This is a genomic window from Roseovarius sp. D0-M9, from assembly GCF_037083805.1.
GTDB lineage: Bacteria > Pseudomonadota > Alphaproteobacteria > Rhodobacterales > Rhodobacteraceae > Roseovarius.
The window spans coordinates 1-25591 of sequence record NZ_JBAPKZ010000035.1 but is presented as its reverse complement, the minus strand read 5'-3'; the positions used below and the strand labels follow the sequence as shown (position 1 = coordinate 25591).

The 25591-nt window shown below is 55.1% G+C and carries 19 protein-coding genes and 3 pseudogenes; 10 read left to right on the top strand and 12 right to left on the bottom strand.

Annotation, left to right across the window (positions count from 1 at the left end; translation table 11 throughout):
• Positions 1-430 precede the first annotated feature (430 nt).
• The gene (locus V8352_RS17840; RefSeq protein ID WP_336425647.1) at positions 431-814 is read right to left on the bottom strand and encodes a hypothetical protein; all 384 of its coding nucleotides are present in this window, start codon (positions 812-814) and stop codon (positions 431-433) included.
• On the opposite strand from V8352_RS17840, the gene V8352_RS17835 reads away from it, so the two are divergent.
• The 4 genes from V8352_RS17835 to V8352_RS17820 are packed head-to-tail and all read left to right on the top strand — an operon-like array spanning position 806 to position 9492.
• Positions 806-3772, top strand: a complete 2967-nt coding sequence (locus V8352_RS17835; RefSeq protein WP_336425646.1) for a helicase-related protein — start codon at positions 806-808, stop codon at positions 3770-3772. The two genes, V8352_RS17840 and V8352_RS17835, sit on opposite strands and share 9 nt — an antisense overlap.
• On the top strand, positions 3769-4455 hold the full coding sequence (locus V8352_RS17830) for a DUF4391 domain-containing protein (protein WP_336425645.1): 687 nt from the start codon (positions 3769-3771) through the stop codon (positions 4453-4455). Before V8352_RS17835 ends, V8352_RS17830 begins: the two co-directional genes overlap by 4 nt.
• Positions 4452-6407: a site-specific DNA-methyltransferase gene (locus tag V8352_RS17825; protein WP_336425644.1), complete on the top strand. Its 1956-nt coding sequence runs from the start codon at positions 4452-4454 to the stop codon at positions 6405-6407. Before V8352_RS17830 ends, V8352_RS17825 begins: the two co-directional genes overlap by 4 nt.
• Position 6408: 1 nt before the next feature.
• The gene (locus V8352_RS17820; protein ID WP_336425643.1) at positions 6409-9492 is read left to right on the top strand and encodes a type III restriction-modification system endonuclease; all 3084 of its coding nucleotides are present in this window, start codon (positions 6409-6411) and stop codon (positions 9490-9492) included.
• 151 nt (positions 9493-9643) lie between these two features.
• Here V8352_RS17820 and V8352_RS17815 read toward each other — a convergent pair whose 3' ends face one another.
• The 3 genes from V8352_RS17815 to V8352_RS17805 form a co-directional block, all read right to left on the bottom strand.
• Positions 9644-10972: a hypothetical protein gene (locus tag V8352_RS17815; protein WP_336425642.1), complete on the bottom strand. Its 1329-nt coding sequence runs from the start codon at positions 10970-10972 to the stop codon at positions 9644-9646.
• Positions 10973-11546: 574 nt separating this feature from the next.
• Positions 11547-13073: a P-loop ATPase, Sll1717 family gene (locus tag V8352_RS17810; RefSeq protein WP_336425641.1), complete on the bottom strand. Its 1527-nt coding sequence runs from the start codon at positions 13071-13073 to the stop codon at positions 11547-11549.
• Between the two features lie 580 nt (positions 13074-13653).
• Positions 13654-14475, bottom strand: a complete 822-nt coding sequence (locus V8352_RS17805) for a trypsin-like serine peptidase (RefSeq protein WP_336425640.1) — start codon at positions 14473-14475, stop codon at positions 13654-13656.
• A gap of 478 nt (positions 14476-14953) precedes the next feature.
• Between V8352_RS17805 and V8352_RS17800 the strand changes: the two genes are divergently transcribed.
• Positions 14954-15610: a hypothetical protein gene (locus tag V8352_RS17800; protein WP_336425639.1), complete on the top strand. Its 657-nt coding sequence runs from the start codon at positions 14954-14956 to the stop codon at positions 15608-15610.
• 204 nt (positions 15611-15814) lie between these two features.
• On the opposite strand, the gene V8352_RS17795 is transcribed toward V8352_RS17800, so the two are convergent.
• On the bottom strand, positions 15815-16750 hold the full coding sequence (locus V8352_RS17795) for a hypothetical protein (protein WP_336425638.1): 936 nt from the start codon (positions 16748-16750) through the stop codon (positions 15815-15817).
• Entirely contained in the window at positions 16747-17028 is a 282-nt protein-coding gene (locus V8352_RS17790; RefSeq protein WP_336425637.1) for a hypothetical protein, read from the bottom strand. Before V8352_RS17790 ends, V8352_RS17795 begins: the two co-directional genes overlap by 4 nt.
• Before the next feature lie 865 nt (positions 17029-17893).
• On the opposite strand from V8352_RS17790, the gene V8352_RS17785 reads away from it, so the two are divergent.
• Complete coding sequence (locus V8352_RS17785; RefSeq protein WP_336425636.1) at positions 17894-18508, top strand: hypothetical protein; 615 nt, start codon at positions 17894-17896, stop codon at positions 18506-18508.
• Positions 18509-18521: 13 nt separating this feature from the next.
• Here the strand turns inward: V8352_RS17785 and V8352_RS17780 are convergent, their stop codons facing one another.
• The gene (locus V8352_RS17780; RefSeq protein WP_336425635.1) at positions 18522-19571 is read right to left on the bottom strand and encodes a hypothetical protein; all 1050 of its coding nucleotides are present in this window, start codon (positions 19569-19571) and stop codon (positions 18522-18524) included.
• Here V8352_RS17780 and V8352_RS17775 point away from each other — a divergent pair.
• From V8352_RS17775 to V8352_RS17765, 3 genes are read left to right on the top strand one after another with little or no spacing between them, the layout of a single operon-like run.
• On the top strand, positions 19570-20304 hold the full coding sequence (locus V8352_RS17775; RefSeq protein ID WP_336425634.1) for a hypothetical protein: 735 nt from the start codon (positions 19570-19572) through the stop codon (positions 20302-20304). The genes V8352_RS17780 and V8352_RS17775 overlap by 2 nt on opposite strands.
• A 41-nt stretch (positions 20305-20345) precedes the next feature.
• Positions 20346-21266 carry a hypothetical protein gene (locus tag V8352_RS17770; RefSeq protein ID WP_336425633.1) on the top strand — a complete coding sequence of 307 codons (921 nt, stop codon included), beginning with the start codon at positions 20346-20348 and terminating at the stop codon, positions 21264-21266.
• A complete protein-coding gene (locus V8352_RS17765) occupies positions 21263-22159 on the top strand; it encodes a lipase family protein (RefSeq protein ID WP_336425632.1) in 897 nt (298 codons plus the stop codon). Before V8352_RS17770 ends, V8352_RS17765 begins: the two co-directional genes overlap by 4 nt.
• Before the next feature lie 69 nt (positions 22160-22228).
• Here the strand turns inward: V8352_RS17765 and V8352_RS17760 are convergent, their stop codons facing one another.
• Positions 22229-22378: a hypothetical protein gene (locus tag V8352_RS17760; protein ID WP_336425631.1), complete on the bottom strand. Its 150-nt coding sequence runs from the start codon at positions 22376-22378 to the stop codon at positions 22229-22231.
• 116 nt (positions 22379-22494) lie between these two features.
• Here V8352_RS17760 and V8352_RS17755 point away from each other — a divergent pair.
• A pseudogene (locus tag V8352_RS17755) lies at positions 22495-22680 on the top strand (transposase); the annotation flags it as partial.
• Here the strand turns inward: V8352_RS17755 and V8352_RS17750 are convergent.
• The 4 genes and pseudogenes from V8352_RS17750 to tnpB all read right to left on the bottom strand — a co-directional run.
• A pseudogene (locus V8352_RS17750) lies at positions 22669-23166 on the bottom strand (IS5 family transposase); the annotation flags it as partial. The pseudogenes V8352_RS17755 and V8352_RS17750 overlap by 12 nt on opposite strands.
• Positions 23167-23178: 12 nt before the next feature.
• Positions 23179-23499: pseudogene (locus V8352_RS17745) on the bottom strand (transposase); the annotation flags it as partial.
• 25 nt (positions 23500-23524) lie between these two features.
• Positions 23525-25129 carry an IS66 family transposase gene (gene tnpC, locus V8352_RS17740; protein ID WP_336425630.1) on the bottom strand — a complete coding sequence of 535 codons (1605 nt, stop codon included), beginning with the start codon at positions 25127-25129 and terminating at the stop codon, positions 23525-23527.
• Positions 25130-25191: 62 nt separating this feature from the next.
• Positions 25192-25539 carry an IS66 family insertion sequence element accessory protein TnpB gene (gene tnpB, locus V8352_RS17735; protein WP_073037294.1) on the bottom strand — a complete coding sequence of 116 codons (348 nt, stop codon included), beginning with the start codon at positions 25537-25539 and terminating at the stop codon, positions 25192-25194.
• Positions 25540-25591: the final 52 nt, after the last annotated feature.

Below are 25591 nucleotides of genomic sequence, written 5' to 3'. Positions count from 1 at the left end.
CTCCCGAGCACGAGCGTCTTGCAAAGAGTGATGGCCACGGTCTGCTTGCGCACCGGCCTCAAAGTGCAAGCCATGATCCGGGGACTACCCCATCCCGCATCGAGGCGGCTCCTTTTAGCCCGATGCAGAAACGCGACTACGGAACCCACCGGCTGGTGATATCGAGGCTACGGCGCGATGTGACGGATCGGGGACTGCTGCGGCCCCTACGGCCAATGCGGGGCAGGTGCAAAGCCTGCGGGGAAGCGGCTGGCCACCGGTAAAAGGCATCGCGTGGATACGGGTCAGTAAGTGAAGGGCCTTCCCCTGTGTATCGGGGGGAAGGAGCGGGGGCCGGCTATTGCCTGATGAAAATTTGGCCGTTTTTTGGGCCGATTGAGACCTCCTGACACCATGTTATTCAGTCACCAAAGAAACTGAGCAAGAAATTTCATGGCGTGAACTCGTTGCACATCCCGAGGTTGTCGATAGGTTGTAAAAACACCGATATTTGTTCTCTCAGGAGGCTGGCGTGCGGATCGTTGACAACACGACGACCTTGTTGGGGGACGACCTCAAAGGCGAGCTTGTGGAGGCAACCAAGCTTCGCATCGCAGCGGCTTGTTTTTCTATCTATGCGTTTGAAGCTCTTAAGGCCGAGTTGAGTAAGCTCGAGGAATTTGAGTTCATCTTCACCACACCGACGTTTACCCCAAGCGGCGCGATCGACCGAATCAAGAAAGAACGGCGCGAGTTTTTCATACCGAATACGCGGACCGAAGGTGCCTTGTCGGGCAGTGAATTTGAAATTCAGCTTCGCAACAAGATGACCCAACGGGCTGTCGCGCGTGAATGTGCCAACTGGATCCGCAAGAAGGCGCGCTTCAAATCGAACGTCACCTCAGCGCCGATGCAGCAGTTCGGACATGTGCAGAAGCCGGAGGGAGGAGCGGCCTATATGCCGCTGTCGGGCTTCACCGCCGTTGATCTCGGGTATCAACGTGGGGATGCGGTCTCGAGCTATACCCAGGTCATGGACGAGCCTCAGTTCGCGCAGACCTACCTGAACCTCTTTGACCAGATCTGGGATGATCAGGAAAAGTTACGGGATGTAACGGCTGAGGTCCTTGAGCATATCGAGTCCGTGTATCAGGAGAACCCTGCTGAGCGGGTTTACTTCATGATCCTGTTCAATTTGTTCAGCGACTTCCTCAGCGAGATCAGTGAAGACGTCCTACCGAAGGATCGAACTGGCTATCTTGAAAGCCTCGTTTGGCAGAAGCTATTCAATTTTCAGCGTGATGCCGCCATTGGCGTTATCAACAAGCTGGAAACTTATAACGGCTGCATTCTAGCCGACAGTGTGGGTTTGGGTAAGACCTTCACCGCTCTGGCGGTGGTGAAGTATTACGAACTGCGCAACAAGGACGTTTTGGTCCTCTGCCCAAAAAAGCTGGCCGACAACTGGCGCAACTATAACGCAAACCTGACCACCAACATTTTCGCCAAGGACCGTTTTCGATATGACGTGTTATGCCACACGGACCTGTCGCGCACGTCTGGCGAGTCATTCGGAATGCGGCTCGACCGTGTGAACTGGGGGAACTATGATCTGGTCGTCATTGATGAATCCCACAATTTCCGGAACAACGATGTCTACAAGGACCGGGAGACCCGCTACCAACGGCTGATGAACCAGGTGATCAAGGCGGGGGTCCAGACCAAGGTTCTTATGTTGTCGGCCACGCCGGTAAACAACCGTTTCACAGATCTGAGGAACCAGCTGGCCCTCGCCTACGAAGGGCACTCGGATGCGCTGAGCAAGAACCTAAAGACCAAGACCAGCGTGGAAGAAATATTCCGGCGCGCGCAAACGGCGTTCAATGTCTGGTCCAACCTCCCCCCGGATCAAAGGACACCCGCCTCTATCTTGAGGGCACTGGATTTTGATTTCTTTGAGCTGCTTGATGCGGTGACCATCGCCCGATCCCGCAAGCATATCGAAACCTTCTACGACACCGCGGACATCGGAAAATTTCCAACGCGACTGAAGCCGTTGTCACACCATCTGCCAATAACGCACCGTGACGATGTCATCGGATTCAACGAGATCTTCGCGCAACTGAGCGACCTGAAGATGGCCGTCTATGCGCCGGTCAACTATATCCAGCCCAGTCGTCTGAAAAAATACGAAGACCTCTATGACACTAAAACCGAGGGCGGCAAAGGCACGCTGAAACAGGCCGACCGCGAGAAGAGCCTGCAAGCGCTGATGACAACCAACCTGCTCAAAAGGTTGGAAAGCTCGGTCCATGCGTTCCGTAAGACCCTCGGAGCACTTTCCGGCAATATCGGACGGACCCTCGACGCCATTGCCCAGTTTGAGGCCTCGGGCGGTGCGGCGACGGTCGAGGACCTGGATGTCGATTTGGAGGCTGTGGCGGACGAGGACGACGACTTCGCCGATTTCTCGGTCGGCAAGAAGATCAAGATCGATCTGGCCGATATGGACGTCACAGCCTGGAAGCAGGAGCTGTCAGTCGACAAGATCATCATCGACGACCTGATTGCCGAGATGGAAAAGGTCACGCCCGAGGATGATGCGAAGCTTCAGCATCTCATCGAAGAGATCGCGGGCAAGATGGCCAACCCTCTGAACGCCGGCAACCGCAAGGTGGTCGTCTTCACCGCCTATGCCGATACCGCGAACTACCTGTTCGACCAGCTTGCGCCGCATTTTGCCGAGGCGCAGAACATTCACAGCGGCATTGTCACTGGCTCTGGTAACCCGCGAACCACGCTCAAGAAATTCTATGACTTCCAGTCCGTCCTGACCCTCTTCGCCCCTCGCGCCAAGGAGAAGGACAAGATCATGCCCGATGATCCGGCTGAGCTGGACATCCTGATCGGCACCGACTGCATATCCGAGGGGCAGAACCTTCAGGATTGCGACTACCTGATCAACTATGACATCCACTGGAACCCTGTCCGCATCGTCCAGCGCTTTGGGCGCATCGACAGGATCGGCTCGCCCAACACCCAGATCCAGCTGTCGAACTACTGGCCCGACATCAGCCTGGACGAATACATCAACCTCAAGGAACGCGTCGAGAACCGGATGCACATCGTCGACATGGCGGGCACGGGTGAGGATAACGTGCTCACGTCCAAAAGCTCGGATGTCGCCTACCGCAAGGACCAGCTTCAGCGCCTCCAGAACGAGGTGATCGAGTTGGAAGACGTCAAGACCGGCATTTCCATCACAGACCTTGGCCTCAACGACTTCCGCATGGATCTGCTCAACTACCTCAAGACCCACGACGACCTGCCGCGCATGCCGCATGGGCTGCACACGGTCATTCCGTCCGACCCCAAGCGCGGTCTGCATCCCGGTGTGATCTTCACGCTGCGCAACATCCATGACAGCGTCAACGTCAACCAGCAGAACCGCCTGCATCCCTATTACCTGATCTACATCGGTCAGGACGGGCAGATCATCGCGGATCAGACACAGGTCAAACGCCTGCTCGATCTGATCCGGTCGGGTTGCAAGGGCTATGACACGCCATTCCGCGATCTTTCCACCGCCTTCAACGCGGAAACGCAAGACGGGCGCAAGATGGGGACCTATTCGGGCCTGCTCAACGACGCGATCCGCTCGATGATTGAGGTCAAGGAAGAGCGCGACATCGACAGCCTGTTCTCGGGCGGGCATACCACGGCCCTGACCCAGACCATCGCGGGGCTGGAGGATTTCGAACTCATCGCCTTCATCGTGGTGCGCGACCCATGACGCTTTACCATTACCCGCCCCAGACCGCGCTCAAACGCGTGATCGCCAAGACCCGCATCTATGACGGGGCCGCCGTCAGCACGGCGCTGCGCGATCGTTTTGTCCGCGAGGTGGATCAGATCACATGGGCGCACAAGCTCGCTTCTGAGACGCTGAACCTGCCTGCCACAGCCGCCGTGCCGGAAATTCAGGTGTTCCGCGTCACGCTCAAGGGCGACGCGCTGCATGACGACATCCTGCGCGCCATTGACCGCGCCACTCCCTTTCCGCTGCTGTTCGAGCTGGTGGCGGGCGACCGTATCCAACCCGCCGCCGCCTACAAACGCCCGTCCGAGGTAGAGCGCGGCAAATGGGTGCTGTCCGATCCCCTGCGGGGGGAGTGGGCGGCGCGTGACGCCCCCCGCGCGCCCTTGCCGGTGGCCGTCAACATGGGCGCGCTGTATGACAGGATGCTGTCCGCGCTGATGCCGGTGGCGCCGGTGCCGGGCGAGGATGTGGAGAGCCGCCTTGCACGACTGGCGGCAATCAGGGCAAAAGAGCGTGAGATTGCGCAGCTTCAATCCAGGCTGAAACGCGAAAGCCAGTTCAACATCAAGGTGACCCTGCACGGCCAACTGGCCGAGGCACAGGCGGCCTTTGACGATATGAAAGACCCGGATAAAACGGGCGGGGGAAAACCATGAGTGACGAGATCGAAAAGCTGAAAATGCATAGCCCCGACCTGACCGCGCAGAACGTGGAGCGGATCGCGGCACTGTTTCCGGGCTGTGTGACGGAAAGCACCGGGGCGGATGGCACGTTGTGCCGGGCGATTGATTTTGACCTGCTGCGGCAGGAACTCAGCGACAGCATCGTGGAAGGCCCGCAAGAGCGGTATCATCTGGACTGGCCGGGCAAGCGGCAGGCGTTGATCACGGCCAATGCGCCAATTGCCAAAACCCTACGGCCCGTGCGGGAGGAGAGTGTGGGTTTCGACACCACCCGCAACCTGTTCATCGAGGGTGACAACCTTGAGGCGCTCAAGCTGCTGCAAGAGACCTATCTGGGTAAGGTCAAGATGATCTACATCGACCCGCCCTATAATACGGGGAAGGATTTTATCTATAAAGACGACTTTGCCGAACGCTCACAAGATTTCTTGGTGAGGTCAAATCAGATTGATGATCAGGGAGCAAGACTTGTTTCTAATTCTGAGGCGAATGGGAGAATGCACTCTGACTGGCTTTCTTTCATTTATGGCAGACTTAAGCTTTCAAAAAACCTTCTCAGAGCTGATGGCATTATATTCGTGTCGATTAATCACAAGGAAATAGCAAACCTCAAGCGAGTTATGGATGAGGTTTTTGGCGAGGATAACATGCTTTGCCAGTTTTCTTGGCGAACAGACGGTAACTTTGATAATCAGGCTAAGTTCAAGTATTGTCATGAATATATACTTGCTTTTGCCAAGAACGAGTTGGATTTTCCTGCGCCAACTATAGTCGATCCCAATACCCCTGAAGGAAGCAAAATATTTCGTCCAGAGATACGAAACACGATAGTTAAGAACGGGCCTAAGAACCCAATTGGTAGAGTCCATATTCCTCGTGGGTTTCCCGCGTCTTTCGATCAAGGAGTCATTCCTGCGAGAAGTGCTTCTTGGCCTCATCTGCTTGAAGATGTAATCGTTGCGAACGGTTTTGTCTCCGGACCTGTCGATGTTGAGAGCGGCTGGAGTTCTAAAGAGCTCTTGGAAGATTTCATTGAAAATGATTTTGAGGAAATTTCAGATGCGAAGGGACAGCTTACGAGGTTCGAAATAACACGAACCGGCGCTATAGAAGCGGTTAAGGTGAGAGGTGAGCCTAGCCATGTTATTTCTGTTTTGAATGGCCTGGGCGGACCGCAGAGAGCTACACTTGAGCTTGACGAAATTGAAGTTATTTTTGATGATTACCCGAAGCCTACAGGTCTCATCGAATATTTTCTAAGAATGAATCGGGGCGATGATTTCATTGCCTTGGATTTCTTTGCAGGCTCGGCGACGACGGCACATTCAGTTCTCAAGTTGAATGCGCAAGAAGGAAGATGCATCCAATTCATCATGGTCCAACTTCCCGAGTGCTGTCGTCAGGACTCCAAAGCATTTAAGGCAGGCTTTTCCACCATCGCCGAAATCTCCAAAGAACGCATCCGCCGCGCGGGCGCAAAAATCCTCGAAGGGGAGTGTCACTCCGACTGGAACCGCGATGTGGGCTTTCGCGTGCTGAAAATCGACAGCTCGAACATGGCCGATGTTTATTACACCCCCGACGCCACCACGCAAGCCGACCTGCTGATCCGCGTGGACAATATCAAACCGGATCGCACCGCCGAGGACCTGCTGTTTCAGGTGCTGCTGGACTGGGGCGTTGACCTGACCCTGCCCATCACCCGCGAAAGCGTTGACGGCAAGACCGTCTTCACCGTCGCCGGCACCGCCCTGATCGCCTGTTTCGATAACGGCGTGGACGAAACGCTGGTCAAGACCCTCGCCACCCGCAAACCGCTGCGCGTGGTGTTCAAGGACACAGGGTTTAAGGATGACGCGACCAAGATCAACGTGAAGCAGATCTTCAAATCCCTCTCGCCCGACACCGACGTGAAGGCGGTCTGAGATGAAGATCAAGTTCAAGTCGCAACCCTATCAGACCGATGCCGTTGACGCCGTGGTCGATTGCTTTGAGGGCCAGCCCCGGCAGGATGTTCTGAAATACACCATCGACCCCGGCGCAGACCGGCAGGCCAAGATGGAGGTGGAGGGCTTTGGCAACGCCCCCGTCAGGCTGCCCGATGATGTCTTGTTGGAGAACATCCGCAAGGTGCAGCGCGGCGCGATGCTGCCCCCGTCGGACAGCCTGACGCATTACACCGATGACAAGGGCAAGAAAAAGACCGCCAGCTACAAGCCGGGCGCGCAGATCAACCTTGATGTCGAGATGGAGACGGGCACGGGCAAGACATATGTCTACATCAAGACCATGTTTGAGATGCACAAGCGCTATGGCTGGTCCAAGTTCATCATCATGGTGCCCAGCGTTGCGATCCGCGAAGGCGTGGCCAAGTCGATCCAGATGACGGCCGAGCATTTCCAGCAGGAATACGGCAAGAAGGTGCGGGCGTTTGTCTATAATTCAAAGCGGCTGCACGAGCTGGAGAGCTTTTCGTCGGACGCCGGGATCAACGTGATGGTGATCAACGTTCAAGCGTTCAACGCCTCGGGCGCGGATAACCGGCGGATCTACGACGAGCTGGACGATTTCCAGTCGCGCCGCCCGATTGACGTTATCGCCAAGAACCGCCCCATCCTGATCTTGGACGAGCCGCAGAAGATGGAAGGCCCGGCTACGCAACAGGCTTTGCCCAAGTTCAACCCGCTGTTCATCCTGCGCTACTCGGCCACGCACAGGACCGTCCACAACAAGGTGCATCGTCTGGATGCGGTGGATGCCTTCAACCAGAAATTGGTCAAGAAGATCAAGGTGCGCGGTGTGGAAACCAAGGGCTTGAGCGGGACGAACCCCTATTTGTTCCTGCACCGGATCGAGACCTCAAGCGCAGCACCTGTGGCCTGGGTCGACATCGAGATCAAGATGCAGAGCGGAATCAAGCGCGTCGCCCGCAGGCTGGAAAGGGGGCGCAACCTTTTCGATCTGTCTAAGGGGCTGGAGGTCTACAAGGATTTCGTCGTCAGCAATATCGATGCCCGCGATGACACAGTGCATTTCACCAATGGTGATGTTCTGCACGCGGGCGAAGCCTCGGGCGATGTGACGGAACGCGACATCCGGCGGATACAGATCCGCGAGACGATCTCGGCCCATCTGGAACGCGAGCAGGTGCTGTTCGCGCGCGGGATCAAGGTGCTGTCGCTGCTCTTCATCGACGAGGTGGTGAAGTATCGTGACTACGACCAGGCTGACGAGCAAGGCGAATATGCCCGGGTATTCGAAGAGGAATACGCGCAGGCGGTTGAGGAGCTTCTTGCTGAGTTGCCGCTGGAGAATGTGGAGTATCGCGACTATCTGGCCGGGATCGAGGTGGGGAAGACCCATCGCGGTTATTTCTCGATCGACAAGAAGGGGCGGATGACGGACCCCAAGGCCGCCGCCCGTGGTGAGTTGGCAGGCCAATCAACAGAACCCAGCGATTACGACCTGATCCTGAAGGACAAGGAGCGGTTGCTATCCTTCGAGGAACCCACCCGGTTCATCTTTTCCCACTCAGCCCTGCGTGAAGGTTGGGACAACCCCAATGTCTTCGTGATGTGCATGCTCAAGCACAATGAGAGCCAGAACACGATCTCGCGGCGTCAGGAGGTCGGGCGCGGCCTGCGGATCGCGGTCAATCGCAATGGCGAGCGGATGGATCATCCGGTGACCGTGCATGATATAAATGTGCTGACCGTGGTTGCGTCGGAAAGCTACAAGGGGTTCGTGACGGCCCTGCAGAAAGAGATCGTCGAGAACCTGTCGGCCCGGCCCAAGCAGGCGGATGCCGAGTATTTTGACGGCAAGACGTTGAAAACCGGAGATCTGGAGCTGGTCTTGGACAAATCACTTGCCAAGAAGTTGGAGCGCTTCCTGATCAGGAGCGACTATGTGGATGAAGATGGCCACATTACCGCCGCCTATCATGAGGCCCGCAAGGCAGAGGAGCTGGCAGAGCTTCCTGAGGAGCTGGAAGCCCACCGCGATGCCGTCTTTGCGCTGATCGACACTGTCTTCAATGGCAGGTCCATCGACGACATGTTCAGTGATGGCCGCACCCCAAAAAGAAACCGGCTGAATGAAAATTTCCAGCGTAAAGAATTTCAGGAGCTTTGGCGCCGGATAAACCGCAAGGCCGTCTATCAAGTCAAGTTCGACAGCGCCGCACTGGTCAAAAGCTGTATCGACCGAATGGAACGGGATCTGCAGGTGGCGCCGCTGCAATACCTCGTCACAGAGGGTGCGTTGTCCGATGACGTGACCAATGAAAACCTTCGGGCTGGCAGTGCCTTCGTTCAGGGGAAAATTCGATCTGAGAGCGGCAAGAGTGCGCATTCACGCGTATCATACGACGTCATTGGATCCATCGCTCAGAATACCGATCTGACCCGCAAGACCGTGGGCGAAATCTTGGCTGGGGTCCAACCGGTAAAATTTGGTGAGTTTGCCAAGAACCCCGAACAGTTCATCGCCGATGCATCGCATTTAATCCAAGAGCAAAAAGCAACCGCGATCATCGAAAAGCTGACCTACGATGCGGTCGAAGAACGCTATGATTCCGAACTATTCACTGCAGGCGAAACGGGCAACGACTTCAAGAAGGCCACCGAGAAGCTGAAGAACCACGTCTATGATCATGCGATCGTGGATTCCAAGGTGGAGCGCGACTTTGTCAGGGATCTCGACACAAGCGCAGAGGTTGTCGTTTACTCCAAGCTGCCGCGCGGGTTCCTGATTCCGACACCCGTTGGGGACTATAACCCGGATTGGGCGATCGCATTCAAAGAAGGCGGTATCAAGCATCTCTACTTCGTCGCAGAGACCAAGTCTGATTTACCATCGATGAAGATGCGCGAACTGGAACAGACCAAGATCAAATGTGCGCGAAAGTTCTTTGACGAAATTGGGCGGCGGATCAACGATGACAGAGTGAAATATGATGTTGTCACCAGCTACTCTGAGCTGATGGCGCTGGTGAAAGATGTTGCTTGATCTGGGGGTGACCCAGTTCTTTGCTTCTGGTGCACGATTGCAGGTCTACCTTTGAAGCGCCTTTATCGCTCGGACGACGGTCCGAGCGTTGGCTATGCGTAAAAAGCGGGGTTTGCAAAGTTGAAAAGCGTGGGCGGCTTACAGGACCACTTCACGCCACTTCGACACTGGAAGGCATGATGTAAAGTATTTCACCTTTCCTTCCGTTGCTCCATACTGCGTGTTCAATGGAACACATCTTGCGAAGGTTCGACAAGAGGTGCCCATCAGAGACGATGTCAGTTGCCAATTTTTCAAGCTCTTTCTCTTTATCACTCTTGCCTCGGTTTAATGTTTGCAAACCACGCACCATGTCATTAAATCTTTTCGCGGACATTGATGCAGATGATCTACCCAAAAAGGATACAGACGGTTTAATTTGCAAAGTTGGTGGTGCGTACTGCGGTATTGAAACAGCTTCTATAAGCAAGGTGAGTGAAACTGTTGTTTCCTCATAAATTCTATTCAAATGAGTGTGCGTCTGCGTGCTTACATCTTGCTGATCGACTTTAGCTTGAAGATGAGCCTGAACGCGACCTGCATAGTTTTTAAGCCGCTCCTCTATTTGGGGTGTTAATTCGAAACGTGACAACGCAAGGGCTGGTGGGAGAGCCTCGATTGAGAGCTTCGCATTCACAGATGCCATTCGCGCCGCCCATTTCTGTGCGTCAATGTCGAGAAAGGATAGATCAGGACCCTTTTGGGTTAAGGAGCGCTGCGTTTCCGTCGTGATGGCGCCGCCAGAATGTTGAACGTCAAACACCCGAGAGAAATCAACATTAAAAACCCATGGCTGAATGGCAATACTTCCATCTCCAGCACGAAGGCCCATAATACTGGTTCCGTCTCGCGCAACAATCAGCGTGGAATTAAGTCCATGCCACACTACTACTTCGTCGTCCCAATTGACTAATTTCCTGGAAAATAGCTCCTTTTTTTGCTCATTAGAGATATCTATTAAATCCTTGAGCTCTAAATGAACAGGCCACTGGCAAAAACGATCTGGTCTCATGAAATGACACAGATCACGTAATGCATTTCCTGCTGTGCCTTTAGTCTCGGCTAAAGTAAGAAAAAATTCATCACATGGGTCCGCAAACGCGTCTGGAGCGACGACTAGATGATGTTTAATTCCATCGTGCACGTTGCCTTGTAAGATGAGCTTCCACTTTGTCCTCCAGCGATCAATACTCTGAAACACGCCTTCATCTGTCTCTTGTACCTGGCCGGAGAGCTCAACTTCAAAGCCCCTTCCGAGCGGTCGCTTCCAAAAAACTGCACTTTTATTTTTTTCCTCCCATTCCGAAAGAGAAGAATAACTATTGAAAAAAAGCCGTTTATCTTGATCTGTATACTTGTACTTGTAGGGATCAGGGTGAAAGCCGCTAATGACATCCTCGGCGTCGACCCCAACCCCAAATATCTCTTCCCAGTCACCCATACTTGTATTCTCTAGCTTGCGAAGCATCTTTTTATTGTGATGCTATCAGTTTATATTAGTCCCATCGGTTCAGTCTTACTCTTCAGCTATACATGATTTAAATCAGCGGTCCGTAGGGCCGTTGTTTTTAGACATCCCGGGCTGGAGTTTGGGCCGGCCCCTCTCTGTTTGCAAGGCGAAACTATCCGAACCGAAGCATGATCGCAGGCAGATGATCAGCCGTGCCCGAGCTGTGCGGGAGTTGCTGAAACGGCTGTCCGGGACTTAGCGTAATCGCTGTCCGGTATTTCTGAAATTTGCAGGGAGCCCATGCAGATGGTCGGGAAACCGATTTTAGCAGCCGTCAGCGCCAACGGCCGGAAGGCGCCGTTGGCTGCTATTTAAGTCCGGGCACCCAGTCGTTCGCCATGTGCAAGCAGCCATTCGACGCGCCGCCCTAGACGGGCAGCGCAGCGCAGGATGTGGACTTTTCGTTAATCATCCTAGGAATGCAAGATAGTGCGACCACGCGATCGAACCGATGGCCAGCCTAACTTCCATATTAGAACGTCGCTTTAACATGTTACGTCCGCCCCTAAGCAGACTGGGGGGACGCCCTAGTTTCGGTCAGGTTTAGACCTCTGTGGATTCCATCATGCACCTTGTAAACGTCAGACTCAATAAAGCCTTGGGAGCTAAAGAAGCAGCGAAACTTCCATTGATTGGATTTACCCACACGAAACCCGATAATGGAGTTATCGTAAAGGAATCTCAGATGCGATTTTATTTCCACATCAGAGCAGTCAACGCCAATCTTTAGCAGTGAAGACCTCAGGTCCTCAGCCGTAAAATTTGTTGCTCCGGTACTCTGAATTGCTTCGAATAATTGAACGATTGCTGGAAATTGAGCACGCCATTCATCTTTCAGTTCATCCACAAGCCACTCGGAGTATTTCGCCTCAACATTGTAAACCGCCTGGCATTCAAGTCGATCAGAGTTAACCTCTTCTTCCTCAAATACGTTATCACGGCGCTCAAGCATGTCCTGTTTCACTAGGTTCAGAAAGCGGATGAAATCACGCGGGCGAACCATAGTTCTCAGCATAATATGGTCAAAAGGAGCGCGCTGCTGTCGCATCTGATCACGGTCAAATAGTTCATCCACCTTCGAGACCTCAGCCTGAGAGCTGACTCTTGCGAAAAAATTTACCCTTTCGAGAATCAACCTTATAAGACCAGACTTGCTCCAAGCAAGAAGTTCACCACAATCGGTTTTAAGTTTATTTTTGTCATTAAGGTCTATTGTCTCAAAGATATCTTCCCTTAGAAAAACGATAGGTCGTAGAGAACCTTTAAATTTTAAGTTAATGTACTCACATGCTCCAATCAATCCAGAAATTATCAATTGGCTTTCCTCGTAGGAGGTTGCGTCCCATGCCTCGTCTATTCTATCGAAGGCCACAAAGAATCGCATGTCTACGCTCAAATAATCGAGCAACGCGGCCTCAAAAATTGCAGTGAGGCGTTCTATAGATTGGTTGAGCGAAGATTGGAGTTTCGGATCACTCTTCATTTCTGAAAATGAAATCTCTCCACCTTCCAGCGAGATGTTTTCAAGTGTAGCGTCATCCAAGCCTAGGGAACCACTAGGAAATTTCAAACGCGTTAGTTGGAATATTTTCTGACCAACCAACTCCCCTAACGAAGGCGCAGGTGAGCCGTAAACCCGCTTGATTATCTTGGATGCTAGCTTAAGATTTTTGGTTGCTTTGCTGCTCTCTGCGAGCTTGCTGACCGCCAATAGGTAAATGATGTATTTCCAAGACTGGATGTACGCGATGGATGAGGCCTTACCATCAGCCGCCAGGAGGCTATGAATATCCCAGCTATAGTCCTGTAGAGAGAGGCTTTCTAGCCTATCATCTATCGCAAGGTATTTTTCTGGATTTTCACTTAAATGCTGAAAAACCGCCGTCTTTCCGGCACCCTTTCTGCCTAGCACTAAAAAGTTAAACCGGTTTTTGACTACTTCCTGCAATACGCCGTTTTCAAAGAAGTATTCAGAAAGGTTTTCATCTCTTTCAGCAGACACCTTGCCGAAGTCGATCCAATCTATCATCATGTGCGCACCCGTCTATTGCATCCCTTTCCTATGCCTAGCGTGTTTGTCCGAGGTAGCCAATGCTTCCGTGCTAGCATGCTAGAGGTGAGAATCTGGACGGAGCCGTCTGCCTCACCTGACTTAACTCGGGCCTTTCTTCTGGGCATCCGAGGCCTACGGAAAGCGATTTGCGGGAAAAGCGCACATAGGGGTCCAACGGTAACTCTGGCCTAACTCACCGGGTTTGAACGCGTTGCGCTGGTTGCTACTAGGTCCGCATTGGGCTGCCTTTGGCCATTCGCGGCGTTTGGCACTAGAGTCAGAATAGGGCTGGCACGGCCTGAAGAGTGATCGTATTTGACAAATTTGCAAGTGGTGCTGTCTGCGCATAGCTGCCGGTGAACCAGCTCGACCCGCTCGGTGCTCCTGATGGAGAATGCAAGACGATGGCAGTCAGGCGAAAGCGTAAGAAATGCGCGCTTTGAGTTTTCTGGCGCTGCGAACCCGCCAATTAGGCCAACTGCAAATGCTCGGTGCGTCGCGGTTGCGAAAGCAGCCGTCCAGCTCGTGCACTTTGTTGCAGCGTGCCTCGTCCTCGGAACTACTTGGCTTGCATTTCTTCCAATGCGGGAAGAAATGTCGCGGACGGCACTGCGACGCTCCAAGCAGTTTGGTCCGAATCGATTCCCACTATCGAAAGAACACCAACCAATTTTGGACCATCTACGGCATTGATCAAGATAGGCGCACCGGAATCACCTTGCATTGCCGAACAGCGCGCCAGCCCAACTTGCCAATCGTCACCAATGTGCCACTCACCGCAGTCGTCGGCAACCGAAAGAACATGTGGGCGCAACCCGGAATATCCAGCTAGAACAACCTTCCCCGTGTCATCCGAAACCGTCAACATCCCCACCTCCTGCCCAATTGGACTGTCGAGCAGAACCAGTGCCCAATCTTGTGCGGGGCCCGCTCGAAAATCACTGCTAGACAAGTCTTGCACCGGATCGAGTACATAGCGAACGCCGCTTGCGACGGTGAGTGCGCCGCCTTGCCTATATCCAGCGGCAAACGTAATGGAGCTGGGTGGAATCCAACGTTTTCGAGCGGCATTGTAAAGGCAATGGGAGGCGGTAAGCACGACGCTCTCGCCAACCAGTGTTCCAGTACAATGTTGCCGAGTATTGATGCCCGCGAAATTCAGACGCCCTATCGCTCGCCAAGGCATACTTTCAGGTGAGACAAGTTGGCGTTCCCGGATCGCCGCACAACCCTCCGAAAGGTTCCGGCCGGTCGCACAGATCGCATCGAAGCCCGGTAAGAACTGATCTTTTGTCAACATACCCGAAGCGGGCTCGGCTGCATCCTCCGCTGTGACTTGGACGCCGGCAAATGCAAGCACCAATACAAGTTGCCAAATCAAGTTTCCATCCTCAGGTGAAGTCTTCAATTAGCTAGACCAGATCATTGCGACATACGCCAAGGCAACGATTCGTGTTGCACCCGCAAAGGACGGCTTCGTTCGCAGTCTAATAGTTCGTAACTCACGCGATGAAGATCAGCTATTGCAGCTTCAAGCCAAGGGCTGTGTTTACTTTGGGCTAGTTGTCGCCCAAGTTGATCCCACACCGCCACCTCGGCTTTGCAAAGTCGGCATCCTGTGCCTTGCTGCCGTTCGGGCAAAGGGCAGCATTTGACAAAGTGGGCTCGAAGATGCCTTGCGGCGATTCAGCGCCTGATTTTGCTGCTTTGGGTAGGCTGAGACCGCCATAAGTGACGGCAACCAGCTCGAAGCGGTCACGCCGAGAGACGAAGGGATAGGCAAATGCGAACGCTCGCACTACGCTGTCCCCTTCGCATGCGGAATCGACTCTTACGGGGGGTTCGTGAGATGATCAGGTATGAACCCGCTCATCTCACAAAGCGCCTGGCGTCGCGGCTGGAACGATGCTTGGAACATTGCGACCACGAGTCGCGCCTTTTGGGCATTTGAGGCTGTGGGCGGTGTCATAATCGGGGCGATAAATGGTTGGTGGGCAGTTGCTTGGCTAGCCGGTGGCTGCTTCTGCGTTTGGCTTGGCGCGACAGCCTCAGCTCCTATTAGGCAAAGAAATGAGGCGATTGAGAAAATTCGTTGTCTCCAGCCCATAAGAAACCCAGATTGGTTGAATCTTCCAGACGCAGCGGCTTTCTATCGTGATGAATTGGACTGCTCCAAAGTGCTAGAAGAAGACCGCGCGAATTATGATGTTTGGGGCGCGGAATGTCGCAGTAACACGCCATATGCAATGTTCTTCGCTAGCTTGCTGCGTCAAGGAGTAAACCTTGGTGTGCTTAACGCAAAGGGCAAGCCGAACAATGGGAGCGCCGTTGTAGATCTCAAGCCGCCCATTCAACTTGTGGAAAATGCCGATGATATTGACTCGGCAATTCTAGGCAGTGATGATCGTATCTACGAGAAGATTGAGGTTAACAGGGACTCCATTAGGGATTTTGTAAAGATTCTGGAAAAAGAGGAGATGGAAGCTCAAGAAAGCCCGGAACAAGGGCAACATTGACGACTTTGTCGAAGACAACGATGCCGACCCTGAGGGTGACATCGACAAACGAAGCGGAAGCATCACGACCGGCGCGAAACTACGAAAGCTGACCTTGGCCGCGCGTTCCGCGAACTGGTAGGTTGCGGGACGAAGTGACCGTACACCACAGATGCCCGAATGTCGGATTTCATATAGACTGAGCCGTAAGCGCTCTCTATTCGCTCAGTCTTTATCCGAGACGCCGTCTTCGATGATTTTGGCTGCAGCACCGGGTTTGATCTGACCCGTGATCAAGTGGCCTAGCATGCTCCCAGCTCCAAAACCTATTGGACCACCAATCAGCGCACCGAGTGCACCGCATCCAAGTATTAAGGCAGTTGGCACGGCGGCGTTTGCAACGTTCTTGGGGTCTAGTATTGTGCCTAAGCTCTCGTTGATTGCCGACTTGAACCGCCCTGCCCATGATTGAATATTTTTGTTTTTCATCAGCAAGTCGGGTGAGGCCTCCGACATCTCTTGTGCTTCATGGCTAAGTTTCTGAAGCTTATCTAACGCCTCCAATGCGGCAGCCCGTTCATCGAGGGATAACTTATTGTCTCCCCGTACTTTCTCCCGCAACTCTTCAGTCAAATTGATAATTAGCTTGGAGACAAAGAGTATAGGTACCCTGTTTTCCTTCACCCTATCAACCACAGCGAGAGCCTCCGCCTTTTCGCTCTTGCTCTCGTTTGCAGGCATCACATTGTCTATATAGTCCTTATAATCCCTTGCGAATGGTATCAAAACAGACCGATTTAGTTTGTGAAGGCCACTGATAATCTTGTTACCATCATAGTACCACTCAAACGCAAAGTTTTGTAGCCAGCGAGGATCGATCCCTGCTTTTTCAATTATTTGTAGAGTCAAGCCTAGCTCAAGCTCTCTTTCGAGCGGCCAATTTAACTGGGCGCTCCCAACCATAGATCCACCGCCGTTCGAATTTTCAATAAAAGCTTCGAAGTCGGCGTTATCTTTCAGTTTTTTGTTAATCGCTTGTAGCTCTGGGTCGTTTAGCGCCACCGCTATCTTTTTCACGGGACGTTCGTAGGTGTTGTGGTCTGCTTGCTGCAGGTCCAAAATTGCGTTGTTTAGGTCTTTAAGTGCAGATTCTATCGTCATTTACCTTGGTTATCCATCCGAGCCGCAGCCGCTTTTTCTAGTACGTTGTTACGAGCGTGCTCTTTAAGTTGTGCGGCAAGGTTTTGTATCCAATCGTTGCGCTCATAGGACTTAGATTTTTCGTCAATTGCGTCACTTATCTGTTGCAGTGCTGCTTCAATGCTTTCTGGATTAGCAGGGTCAAAACTTACGCTCGCCAGTTCCCCGTCTATTTCTTCAGCAAATTTCGTCATCTGGTCGGTTTTTTTCTTGATCGCCTCAAAGCCTGTAACTTTCATATTTCACCTTTCTGTTCGTTTCAACGAACGCTCTACTTTGGCACAGCTATAAAAGTTCTCGTTTGATGCTCCCACAAATCCCTTTCAAAACTCAAGTGACTGTTGGACGTTTTGCCCATCCGGACAATAGCAGACGTTCGCTGCATGGCAGAAATTCGGAAAAACGGGCTCTCAACTGGCTTTCGCTGCATACTACATGAATGTCCGCTGTCGGGAAACAGACCAAATTTTGCAATGCTCGCTCACTGGGCATTGCCGGCCTTCGTTCCCCGCGCGGCGAACGGCAGTTCATCGCCCACCCTTCCAAATGCTGCAAGCGCGACGATCGGTAGAACCACGTCCGCTGCGGGCTGGCTGCGGTCATGCGGCGTATTCGTTCCGAATGCTGGTCTCCCAGCCTAAAAGTTGATTTCGCGCGAGTATCTTGTGTCAGGTGCAGAACCCGAGGAACTGATGTGCGGCAGTGTGGCATGCGTTCATAGAAGCAGAGTATCTAACGAGCTGACCGTAATCCTCGGGTTCCGATCAAAAAATCTCCTTTGGTTCGGTCAAGGTCGATGCGCCCTCCCGCAACCAAACTTACCACCACGATTACAATTCGTTAACAGCCGCCCTCGGGTGGCTTTTTTGCGTTCGACACTTGCCCGTGTCCGGCTGGTGTCCGGTTTGCAACCCGGACTGAAATGCGCTTCGGGCTGATCAATTGTATCCGTCCGTTGTCGCCGCTCTGATCTTTGCAGAGGCCAAGGTGGGTCGGTCAGGTCACACATACCGTGAATCCTCCTTCGAGTGGGCCTTGCCTCAACCAGGGTTTGTCGGCCAGACTGGCCACTATCAGAACCCAAGATTGCAAGGGATCGCCGTCATGAAAATCATGCTTCTTCCGGCCTGTCTTGTGCTCGCCTCCGTTCATTCGCTGGCCGCACAGACAGTGTCGCTTGACGAACTCAAGGCGCAGATTGAACAGAAAGTCTCAAGTGAGGACGAATTCCGAACACTGCTCAACGATCCAGACCCGGCCCGCAGTATTGCGGCGATGGAACTCATGATGGCGTCTGGTGATCCCGGCCTCGAACGTATGGCGCGCGAATTCGGTGTCTTCAGCAGCGATACGGTGGTTCGGCGGTTAGCAATCGAGGCCTGGTTGAAATCCGATCCTGTACTGAACATCACATATGACGGCTCGGGCACCGAAAGCGGCTATTTCAAGAGTTTCCTTCAAAAAAATAAGGGTTCGGTCGACGGAGACAGGCGGGGGTTCACGAGCTTTCCGGTGAATGGATATGACGAGGCGAATGACTGTTACCTCTACGCTGGAGGCAATGCCTGCGCGATGCGGATCACTGATGTCGGGCCGTCGGTATTTCTGTCGGATTCCTGGACGCCGCTGAAGCTTGGTGAGGACGGGTACATGAGAGGTCAGGCAAATATCTATCGTGTGGACGAGCCCATTCCGATCGAAATTCCGGTGACGGACTAGGCGCCCGGGCGCATCATTCGAATGTAATCTGCTGAATACCGACGGGCCCGGGCGCATCGGCACTGTAGATGCTCACCACTATGCGCCGCACACGTGTTCCGATCGCACGAGGTCCGGTATCGAGGATGCCATCGCTCCCCATCCGTCCTGACCAGAAGGTCCGCAAACGGCCAGTGTCCGAGCCTGAAACGGCGATGCGAACGCTCAACGGCATGGCATAATCGCCCTCGGGATCGGCCCGTATTCTCACGCGGGCAAGATCGGCCGGGGAGTCTCCCGGCACCTGGAATTCCATTTCGACAATCTCCTCTGGCTGGAACACGAATGTCCCTTCTTCGCGCAGAAGATTTTCGGGGCCTGAATTTGCATCTACGGGCAGGACGCCAACTTCTTCGAGAGCGACTTCGAAGCCGGTGGCTTGGTGAACCGGCTCTGGCTCGGCGTCTCGGGCGAAGACCGCGCCGCGGTCGCTTAGCCAACGGTTCAGATTCATGGCCACTTCCTCGATCCGAATGAACCTGACATGGTTCGCGGAGTCGGACTGGATCGCCATGCCAACCGGGCGGTCGTCCTGAAATAGGAATGCACCGCTCATTCCCTCGGGGACAGTTCCCTGATCTACATCTGTTTCGATGAAGAGATACCCGATATCAGCAATACGTACTTGGAGCCGCGCTATCTCTCCTTTTGGTAGCAGATACTCGAGGTCGGCGGTGTGCCTTGCGGGGCTGATGCCGGCAACTTTTTGAAGGCTTGCCGTGCAGCGGGCCGCAACATCGCCGCGCGCCACAGCCACGGCCAGGTCAAGCCCGTCCCAGAACGGCGCGTAGGCATCGGCCGTTCCGGTGACGACGGGGGCCGCAGTACTCAAGCGGATTTTGGGAAAGATTCCCCGCACGTGGCGCGGCATTGCGACATAACAGGTGCCTGCGTAGCGGAACATGAAGCCATGTCCCACTTCACCCTCGCCGTTTTCAATCGCGACCGTCTGCGCATTTGCTACTGGACCGCAAAAGGCGATCAGGGTTATTATCGCAATCATAAAGCGATGGATTGCCGTCATGTCCAACCCATTTCGATTGTCTATCATCTTCGTCTTGCTTCTAGCGCCTTGTGCCAACGCGCAACAGGCCGATGACACAATCTTCGTTAATCAGGCGAGCAACTTCAACGTTACTGTTCGCCAGACAGCAGAAATATCTGGCGCCCGTGTTCTAGGAGTTCTGAGGACGCGGCACACTGATGGCCACCGCCCCGAGCTCTACGCGCATGTGCCAAACGGGTGGAAGGGTGCATTCTGCGCTCGGCTGGTCACTGCGGATGGGTTTCTGGAAGCGACGGGCACCTACGACACACAAGGTCGTACAGGGAGTTTTCACCGTCTGGAACTCGGATCCGACCAGGAAAGCAGTCAGGCCTGGATGGACCGTTTGCGCGATCTTCCGATGGACTCGGTTGCGATACGTGTGCGTGCCGGAGCGTGTGACGCGCCGACGGGGCCCGATACCGTTGCATTCTGGAACATGCCGCCCGATGGTGCTGGCGAGGAGCCGGCGAAACTGTACTTCAACTCGCTGCGCGCCAGCGACGTCATCCTTTATCAGGGCGACGCCGTAAAACCGGTCAAGTGCTCGATGATCCGGACTGGCCTGCGCAAGGCGTACGACACGGTTTGTCCAATCGAAGGCATGGCGGGAGCCGAAGATCGTCCGATGGAGATAAAGCTATTCGCGTTGCGCAACGGTGATGTGGATCCCCCGGTCATCTTTTCGCTGCATGGTCTGCCGCGTCAGTGATCCGCCGCGCGCGCATATCTCGACTTCGCCGCATCACCGGGTTGGCCGGCGCGTTGCTGACCCCGCTATGCCTCGTATTTGTCCTCGTTGCCGTAATCGTGGCAGCACACCGACAGCATTCGATCGTACTGGGCGCGGAGACGACATCGCTCGACATCATGTTCTCGGCAGGCGAGAACTATTGGCGGGTCGATGGGCCAGTGGAACTCTGCCAATTCGGTGCCATAGAAGCGGGCGTGCGAGACCCTAAATTTGCGTGTGGCCCACCGCTCTTCAAGCACACCGAGATCCGCGGGTTCGAGGTGAAATGGACTGAAGGTGCGTTGCTGAGGCTCTATGCCGATTACACCGGTGAAATGCGCATTTTCATGGATGGTGCGCCTGCGCGCTTCGAAGACATCGACGGCAAGCCGTACGAGGTGCCGCCGGGCAGTTTCGTCAAGATGGATCCCGATACTGCACGCAACGCAGGGCTGTTCGCTTTTCTCGGCACCGCGTCCATGGGTCAGCCGGCCGGACCCAATGAGACCAATTTCATATATGACGGAAGTTACGAGGTTCGACTGCCAGTGAACCGTTGGCTCTTTTTCGGTTCGGACCGTGACGTGACAATAAAGAGCGGCGCACTGGTCCGAGGGCACACAGCCTCCATAATGAAGGAAGCAAAAAACGGGTCGGAGCTCGCCGAAGGTTTTGGCCACGTGGCTCTTGATCGCCGGGACACGGGCGACTACGCGCTTTCGGCGGTTTTCGTCGCCGCCAAGGACAAGACCCATCTGGAAGTGCAGCAATGGGGCAGGAGTTCGCCAGTGGTGATCCGGCCAAACTGGATTGACGTCATACTGAACAGCCCGTTCATTCTGGGCTTTCTTGCCATCGCCGCTCTGGCACTCTCCGGTGCACAGGTCTTCTACGATGCGCTCGAGGCGCTGATCGATTCTGATGACAAGCACGAGCCATGAGTTCGGCACGGGCAAGCCTTTGGGATGCTGCCGCTTGCGCTGCGGCGGCCGTATATCAAGACCGTCCAGTTGGAGCAGCCGTCCCGCGTCTGCCTGATTACTACATTTCCGACTGTTTCGACTGTTCCACCGAGCAGACGGGTTTTCAGGCTGCCCTGCTGCGTTGCGATGCAACCGGCACGGTAATCGTTGCGTTTCGAGGCTCGGACGAGCATCTCGACCTAGCGGCCGGCATCAATCTCGGCCTCTGCCAATACGGAGCCAATCGGGACAATCTGCTGGATATCGTGATGTCTCTGAATGCATCTCGCGTGCTCGTTTGCGGGCACTCTCTTGGCGGGGCGCTGGCGCAGTATTGCGCGTATGATCTCATGATGCGCGGCAGGGTATCCGCTCGACGCGAGTTATCTCTTGTCACGTTCAACGGCGTTGGTGGCGTGGCGGGCCTGAGGCGTCTACACGGAAGCGTTGATCCGGACATTCGAACAAGCCTTGAGGCCGTCCATTTCGCGCATCCCGACGATATCGTCGTGGACATTGGGGGCAATCTCGGCTCGCAAATCCATTTGCTTCCGGAAGCGGACCCAGGTCCTGCATCGCTTCTGAAATGCCACGGCATGGATAATTTCCTGCCCGCGCAGGACGGTCAGTCTCGATTGACCGGGCTTGAAGCAAGGCCGGACCGGCCCCTGCGCCTTGACCGAACGGCAGATATCATAGGTCCGCAGCTTTGTCGTCTCATTTTGGAATGGATGGGCGGACGCCGCGTTGCCGCCACCTTCGGGTTCATTCGTTTGCTTCCGCGTATTCCCTTCGACGAAAGGCGAGACGCCCTGAGACTTATCTCGGCACTGTCCTCGATCCGCTCAACATGGAGCGCCTTTGAACGATAGGTTGATGCCGATCGCCTGATCCTTTCCTCCCTGGTATTTTCCTTCCTTCTCTGCGCAATGCTGCGATGGTTAGAACTCGATCTCGAAATCCTTCTCCGCAGTCCCTTTCGGCGAAAGCTCGATTTGCGCACTCCCCCTTTTGTTGGGCATGGTTTCCAGCGCCGTTGTGGTTGCCTCGCACAGATTCAAAGCAAAAACGGCGGACTTGGTGCGGTTCATTTTGGGCCGAAGAACCGCGCCGGTGCAGCTCGATCGCGAATTTTGAAGGTAATCCCCCCGATCTTGAGGGGATGCGGAAGTAGAGTTTTCTCGGCAGAATGAACGAGGAGCTTCCGATGAAGAAGACACGATTCACTGAAGCCCAGATCATGGATATCCTGCGGCAGATGGAGAACGGCGTGCCTGTATCCGAGCTGTGTCGCGAACATGGCATGAGCAGCGCCACTGTCTACAAATGGCGGGCCAAATATGGCGGGAGGGACTCCAGCCTCATTAGTGAGATGAAGGCCACGCGCCATGAAGCGCTGCCCCAGGAGTGTAACACAGTGCATCTTGGTCTCGACGCGGCTTCGGCGATGGTATCCGCTCCAGTTTCGCCAGATCGCGCGATCGAAGTGTTTCGAAGCTCGTAGGGCCTCGTTTCTGACCACGGCACCTGCAGTGACGGTCTTCCACGGCTTCGCGTTCTTGCGGGGCGGGATGAAGGCGTGGGCACCACGGTCAGCGATCGCATCATGGTATTTGCGGGTATCATAGGCGCCATCTGCCGTGACGCTTCCAATCTCTTGGTCTTTCGGGATCTGGCTGAGCAGGTCGGGTAGCACCGGTGCGTCACCAATGCGACTGCCAGTGACCTCAACGGCGCAGACCTCCAGTGTTTCTTCGTCAATCCCGAGGTGGATCTTGCGCCAGCCGCGCCGTTTGGGGCCGCCGTGCTTGCGCGCGTGCCACTCGCCGTCGCCGTCGACCTTGATGCCGGTGCTGTCGATCAGCAGGTGCAGTGGCCCTTAGGAGCCACGATACTCCCGAACCCCGCGGGGCGCATCGGCCGGGTCGATCCGCGCCGCGTCCCAGTCTTCCTTCGGCGTCGAGTTCTGCTTGTTCGCATCGGCCTCGATAAGGCTGGCGTCGATGGCCATGCGTTGGCCGCTGACCAGACCTTCCGCGATGCAGCGCGCGACGGTCGTCTCAAACAGATGGCGCAGCAGTTCGCTGTCGCGAAACCGGCCATGACGGTTCTTGAAGAAGGTGGAGTGATCCGGGAACCGGTCGCTCAGATCGAGGCGGCAGAACCAGCGATCCGCGAGGTTCAGATGCACCTCCTCGCACAGGCGACGCTCGTAAGCACTCCGTTGATACCGCAGCTTATGCGATCGCGGATGCCATCGGCACCCAATTCCACGGCAGCAATTCATCCAGCCGGTTGATCTTGTGATCGTGGATGCGGTCGAGGATGTCTGCCAGATAGGCCAGCGGGTTGAGGCCGTTGAGCTTGGCGGTCTCGATGATGGTCATGGCGCAGGCCAGAGTTTCCGCACCGGTGTCGGCTCCCGCGAAGAGCCAGTTCTTCCGTCCTATCCCAATCGGGCGCAGGGCGCGTTCGGCCGGGTTGTTGTCGATGGCCACACGCCCATCGGTCAGGAACAAGCTGAAGGCCTCCTGCCGGCTGAGACCATAGCGGAAGGCCTTGGCCGGATCGCTTTTTCCCGGAATGCGCAGAAGCTGCTGTTCGGACCAGGCAAAGAAGGCCTCGACCTTTGGTCGGCTCAGCTTTTGCCGCGCCGCATAGCGGACGTCAGCGGGCTGACCGTTGATGTCGCGCTCGACATCGTAGAACTTGCCGATCCGGTCGAGCGCCTCGCGGGCGATCTCGGATTTGGTCGAAGTCCAGAAGTCATGGAAGTCGCGCCGTAGGTGAGCCCAACAGGCCGCCTCGCGCAAACGGGCTGTGCCATCAGGTTCTGGCTGATAAAGCTTGGCATACCCTTTGTAGCCATCCGCTTGCAGGATGCCGCGCGCATCGGCCAGATGGCTGAGGACATGCTCTTCCTTCCAGTCTGTTGCGAACCGGTAGGCAGCACCCGGTGGCGAGGACCCCGCCCATGATCGCTGGTCGCGCACATAGGCCCAGATCCGGCCTTGTTTGACCCCTTTGCCAAGCCCCTTGTCGCGCAAAGAGCGATCCAGCACCCGGATCGGCGTGTCATCTGCGTGCAACAGGTCGCTGGCCATGATGTCCGCCTCGATCCGTTCGATCAGCGGCGACAGGGTCTTCATGGCGCGGCCACACCAACCAACCAGCGTGCTTTCGGGGATGTCTGCCCCCAGGCGGGCGAAGATCTCGTGCTGGCGATACAAAGGCAGGTGATCGTCAAATTTGGAGACCAGAATATGCGCCAGCAGGTTCGGCCCCGCCATGCTGCCCGGGATCGGGCGGCTGGGAGCTGGCTCCTGCACCATCCGCTCGCAGCGACGGCAGGACTTCTTGATCCGGGCGATCTGGATCACCTTCATCTGCGCGGCGATCATGTCGAGGAGTTCGCTGACATCCTCACCCACTACGCGCAGATCACCACCACAGTCAGGGCAGCAGGCACCGGGGTCCAGTTCGCGGCGCTCGCGCGGGGTCACGTCCGAGACACGTGGCCGACGCCGCAAAGTAGGCGCACCAGCAGTGTCTGATGACGGCTCATCCTGCCCCTCGTTAATGGGGGCTTCATCGTCTTCAGCCACCGCGACCAATAGGTCTTCCAGCGCCAGTTCCAGCTGTTCGATCTCGCGCTCGATCTTTTCCGAGGATTTTCCAAAGGCCAGTTTCTGCAACTTGGCGATCCGCAGGCGAAGCGCCTGAACCAGCTGGTCATGAACGCGCAACGTGGCCGATATCTTGGCATTCTCCGCTTGCAAAGCCGCGATCATTGCCTTCAAAACGGCGGGATCATCAGGGAGGTTTTCGGCGTGTTTCGACATGCGCCTGAGTATCAAAAGTCAGGTTAAAGCACCATATAAATAACGCAAATCCCGGCGCAAAATCACCCCACCCGCGCGGGCGGAGCGCCCCAATCCGGGCGCCGCCAATCGATCCCCTCCCAGAGCATCGCAAGCTGCGCCGATGTCATCCGAATGGCTCCATCCTTGGCGCTCGGCCAAGGGAAGCGGCCCCGTTCGAGCACTTTGTAATAGAGGCAAAAGCCTTGCCCATCCCAGAACAGAAGCTTGATCCGGTCACCCCGACGGCCTCGAAACGCAAACACCGCACCACTCGTCGGCTTTTGCCGCAAGACATCCTGAGTCAGCGCCGCCAACCCCGCGATCCCCTTGCGCATATCCGTGACACCACAGGCCAGATACACACGAACACCAGTGCCAGGCCCAATCATGCAGCTTCCACCGCGCGGATCAGGGAGGTCAGCGCTGCCGGGTCCACAGTGC

Bases quoted from the DNA above. Each gene is read 5' to 3' on its own strand.
- tnpC (WP_336425630.1), bottom strand. From the start codon at position 25,129: ATGTCGAAACACGCCGAAAACCTCCCTGATGATCCCGCCGTTTTGAAG.
- V8352_RS17795 (WP_336425638.1), bottom strand. From the start codon at position 16,750: ATGACGATAGAATCTGCACTTAAAGACCTAAACAACGCAATTTTGGAC.
- V8352_RS17765 (WP_336425632.1), top strand. From the start codon at position 21,263: ATGAGTTCGGCACGGGCAAGCCTTTGGGATGCTGCCGCTTGCGCTGCG.
- V8352_RS17760 (WP_336425631.1), bottom strand. From the start codon at position 22,378: ATGAACCGCACCAAGTCCGCCGTTTTTGCTTTGAATCTGTGCGAGGCA.
- V8352_RS17790 (WP_336425637.1), bottom strand. From the start codon at position 17,028: ATGAAAGTTACAGGCTTTGAGGCGATCAAGAAAAAAACCGACCAGATG.
- V8352_RS17815 (WP_336425642.1), bottom strand. From the start codon at position 10,972: ATGGGTGACTGGGAAGAGATATTTGGGGTTGGGGTCGACGCCGAGGAT.
- V8352_RS17800 (WP_336425639.1), top strand. From the start codon at position 14,954: ATGAACCCGCTCATCTCACAAAGCGCCTGGCGTCGCGGCTGGAACGAT.
- V8352_RS17785 (WP_336425636.1), top strand. From the start codon at position 17,894: ATGAAAATCATGCTTCTTCCGGCCTGTCTTGTGCTCGCCTCCGTTCAT.
- V8352_RS17820 (WP_336425643.1), top strand. From the start codon at position 6,409: ATGAAGATCAAGTTCAAGTCGCAACCCTATCAGACCGATGCCGTTGAC.
- V8352_RS17775 (WP_336425634.1), top strand. From the start codon at position 19,570: ATGTCCAACCCATTTCGATTGTCTATCATCTTCGTCTTGCTTCTAGCG.
- V8352_RS17825 (WP_336425644.1), top strand. From the start codon at position 4,452: ATGAGTGACGAGATCGAAAAGCTGAAAATGCATAGCCCCGACCTGACC.
- tnpB (WP_073037294.1), bottom strand. From the start codon at position 25,539: ATGATTGGGCCTGGCACTGGTGTTCGTGTGTATCTGGCCTGTGGTGTC.
- V8352_RS17830 (WP_336425645.1), top strand. From the start codon at position 3,769: ATGACGCTTTACCATTACCCGCCCCAGACCGCGCTCAAACGCGTGATC.
- V8352_RS17780 (WP_336425635.1), bottom strand. From the start codon at position 19,571: ATGACGGCAATCCATCGCTTTATGATTGCGATAATAACCCTGATCGCC.
- V8352_RS17810 (WP_336425641.1), bottom strand. From the start codon at position 13,073: ATGATGATAGATTGGATCGACTTCGGCAAGGTGTCTGCTGAAAGAGAT.
- V8352_RS17835 (WP_336425646.1), top strand. From the start codon at position 806: ATGACCCAACGGGCTGTCGCGCGTGAATGTGCCAACTGGATCCGCAAG.